Origin of the sequence: Curtobacterium flaccumfaciens (genome assembly GCF_051548005.1) — a bacterium.
Classification (GTDB): domain Bacteria; phylum Actinomycetota; class Actinomycetes; order Actinomycetales; family Microbacteriaceae; genus Curtobacterium.
This window is the reverse complement of sequence record NZ_JBPUGH010000245.1, coordinates 1-2,492: the sequence shown is the minus strand read 5'-3', so window position 1 is coordinate 2,492 and position 2,492 is coordinate 1. Positions and strand designations below refer to the sequence as shown.

3 protein-coding genes are annotated in these 2,492 nt (G+C 67.8%); 2 read left to right on the top strand and 1 reads right to left on the bottom strand.

What is annotated here, in order from left to right:
• Positions 1 to 73 precede the first annotated feature (73 nt).
• The gene (locus tag ACSW7Y_RS16980) at positions 74 to 1,099 is read right to left on the bottom strand and encodes a TerC family protein (protein ID WP_438127399.1); all 1,026 of its coding nucleotides are present in this window, start codon (positions 1,097 to 1,099) and stop codon (positions 74 to 76) included.
• Positions 1,100 to 1,307: 208 nt separating this feature from the next.
• Here ACSW7Y_RS16980 and ftsY point away from each other — a divergent pair, with 208 nt between their 5' ends.
• Both ftsY and ACSW7Y_RS16970 read left to right on the top strand, forming a co-directional pair.
• A complete protein-coding gene (gene ftsY, locus ACSW7Y_RS16975; RefSeq protein WP_438127398.1) occupies positions 1,308 to 2,177 on the top strand; it encodes a signal recognition particle-docking protein FtsY in 870 nt (289 codons plus the stop codon).
• Positions 2,178 to 2,295: 118 nt separating this feature from the next.
• A complete protein-coding gene (locus tag ACSW7Y_RS16970; RefSeq protein WP_141399257.1) occupies positions 2,296 to 2,454 on the top strand; it encodes a DUF4175 domain-containing protein in 159 nt (52 codons plus the stop codon).
• Positions 2,455 to 2,492: the final 38 nt, after the last annotated feature.

The window sequence follows — 2,492 nt, the reverse complement described above, 5'->3', positions numbered from 1 at the left end:
AGCTGGCACCGCGCCTCCCGGAACGCTTCGCGTTGCCGCTGAGCGGGGCGCGCCCGGCCGCGACGGGTCGCGACTACTTCGCGTCGGCCTCCACGGCCTCCTTCGGCTGGCCCGTCGGGGTGAGCCCGCGCTCCTGCCGCTTCTTCGAGACCACCAGCGAGGCGACCGTCGCGACCGCGATCGTCAGCGCGATGAAGCTCAGCGAGAACCAGATCGGGATCTCCGGCGCCCACTCGATGTGCTCACCGCCGTTGATGAACGGCAGCTCGTTGACGTGCATCGCGTGGAACACGAGCTTCACGCCGATGAAGGCGAGGATGACGGCCAGGCCCTGGCCGAGGTAGATGAGGCGCTCGAGCAGGCCCGCGATGAGGAAGTAGAGCTGGCGCAGACCCAGGAGCGAGAACGCGTTCGCGGTGAACACGATGAACGCGTCCTGCGTCAGACCGAAGATCGCCGGGATCGAATCGAGGGCGAAGAGCACGTCGGTGAGGCCGATCGCGACCATGACGAGCAGCATCGGCGTGAAGAGGCGCTTGCCGTCGATCTTCGCGGTGAGCTTGTCGCCGTGGTAGTCGTCGGTCGTCGGGATCACCCTGCGGAGCGTCCGGATGAGCTTCGAATCGCCCTCGGAGTCGTCGTGCCCGCCGCCCTTCGCCTGCGACCAGGCGAGCCAGAACAGCAGCGCGCCGAACAGGTAGAACACCCACGAGAAGTTCTCGATGATCGTGACGCCGAGGGCGATGAACACGCCGCGGGCCACGAGCGCGATCGCGACGCCCACCAGCAGGACCTTCTGCTGGTACTCCTTCGGCACCGCGAAGCTCGACATGATGATGAGGAAGACGAAGAGGTTGTCCACCGACAGCGCCTTCTCGGTCAACCAGCCGGCGAAGTACTCGCCACCGGCCTGCCCGCCGCCGAAGACGAGGATGCCGACACCGAACAGGATGGCGAGCCCGACGTAGAACGCGGACCAGAACGCCGATTCCTTGATGTGCGGGACGTGCGGCGTGCGCACGTGCGAGTAGAAGTCGAAGATCAGCAGGCCGAGGATGCCGGCGATGGTCATCAACCAGACGAGGATGGGGACGTCCACGGGTTTCCCTTCAGGTCAAGAGCACGCAGCGCGCGCAGGAGCCTGAAGGTCTCTTCCACCCGACGGTCCGTGGGTCGGACCGGGGGCCGGTGCCCCGGGCCCGGATCGTTCCGGACCGTACTGACGAGGTCACCGAGGAGGAATACTCCCCTTCAGGAGTCGAGGATACCGGGCACGACGCCCACCCGCCGCGCTCTAAGCTGGGAACATGGCGAGTTCCTGGTCACTGTCCTCCCGGCTGCGCGGGCTGTTCCAGCGCAAGACGATCGACGAGACCACGTGGGACGACCTCGAGACCGCGCTCATCGGCGCCGACTTCGGCCCGGACATCTCCGAGGCGATCATCGAGGACCTCCACGAGCGCGTCGACCGCTACGGCACGACGGACCCCGCCGACCTGCAGCGCATGCTCCGCGAGGTCCTCGAGGAACGGCTCTCGAAGCTCGACACGACGCTGAAGCTCAGCAACCGGCCGGCCGTCGTGCTCGTCGTCGGCGTGAACGGCGTCGGCAAGACCACCACGATCGGCAAGTTCGCGAAGTTCCTCAAGACCTACGACCGCACCGTCGTGGTCGGCGCGGCGGACACCTTCCGTGCGGCCGCGGTGGAACAGGTGGCGACGTGGGCCGAGCGCGCCGGCGTCGACGTCGTGCGGCCCGCCCAGCCCGGCCAGGACCCGGCCTCCGTGGCGTACCAGACGGTCGAGAAGGCGATGCGCGACGGCACCGAGATCGTCGTCATCGACACCGCGGGCCGGCTGCACACCAAGGCCGGGCTGATGGACGAACTGTCGAAGATCAAGCGCGTGGTCGAGAAGCAGACCGAGATCGCCGAGGTGCTCCTCGTGCTCGACGCCACGACGGGGCAGAACGGGCTCGCGCAGGCACAGGCGTTCATCGAGGGCGCGGGCGTCACCGGGCTCGTCATCACGAAGCTCGACGGCTCCGCGAAGGCCGGGTTCGTGCTGAGCGTGCAGGAGAAGACCGGCATCCCGATCAAGCTCATCGGGCAGGGCGAGGGCATCAACGACCTCACGGGCTTCACGCCGCACGTGTTCGTGCAGAACCTCGTCGGCTGAGGGCCACCGCCCGGGCGGCTGCGCGACACCCGTCCGCGAACGCGGTCACGCGGTGACGAGTAGCGTCTCGGTCGGCCCGGGCACCCGCTCGGTCTCGTTCCAGGGATTGGAGACCCCCATGCCCGCACTGCTGATCATCGCGATCATCGTCGGCCTCGTCCTGCTCTTCAGCGGCATCTTCGTCGGCGCACTCAAGTTCCTGCTCTGGGTGGGGCTCGTGATCGTCATCCTCGCGATCATCGGGTGGCTGCTCCGGAGCATCCGCGGTCGCGCCTGACGCGACCCCACTGACGGACGGGAGGCGCGGTGCCAGCT